This window comes from Bacillus sp. LR--39, assembly GCF_053613335.1.
Genome location: NZ_JBSIOT010000956.1, coordinates 1 through 680, shown reverse-complemented (window position 1 = coordinate 680; position 680 = coordinate 1). Strand labels below are relative to the sequence as shown.

1 protein-coding gene is annotated in these 680 nt (G+C 46.8%); it reads left to right on the top strand.

The genetic code is table 11. The features are described from left to right. Positions 1–131: 131 nt before the first annotated feature. Positions 132–680: aldehyde dehydrogenase family protein (locus tag ACWHAR_RS27735; RefSeq protein WP_452088521.1), on the top strand; the 549-nt coding region annotated here is incomplete at its 3' end.

Below are 680 nucleotides of genomic sequence, written 5' to 3'. Positions count from 1 at the left end.
CATTTTATCAAATACCTGCTGTAAACGCAGATATGAGTTTGTTATTTTTTCTGACAAACCTTGCGCGATTGACATGCAGAAGAAATTTTTTACATAATAAATCACCATACCTTACAAAAAGGAGAAACGGAATGAACAGCATGCCCTCTATCATCAGCAAGCATAAAGCCTATTTTGCGGCGGGACATACGAGACCGCTTGAATCGAGACTGAACATGTTGCGAAAGCTGAAACAAGCCGTCAGAACTCATGAAGCCGATCTCATAGCCGCTCTCTACCAGGATCTCCACAAATCCGAGCAAGAAGCATATTCAACAGAAATCGGAATCGTCTTGGAGGAAATCAGCTTTGTCATGAAACGGCTGAGAAAATGGTCCAAGCCGAAACGAGTCAAAACGCCGCTGACTCATCTAGGCTCCAAAAGCATCATCATTCCTGAGCCGTATGGAACCGTTTTGGTGATTGCACCTTGGAACTATCCCTTGCAGCTGGCGCTTTCTCCGTTGATTGGAGCCATTGCGGCGGGGAACACGGTCGTTCTCAAGCCATCAGAATATACGCCGGCTGTTTCTGCTGCACTTTCGGAACTCATCAGCAGCGTTTTTCCGACCGATTATGTCGCTATGGCAGAAGGCGGGCCCGACGTCAGCACAGCATTATTACAGCAGCCCTTTGATTAC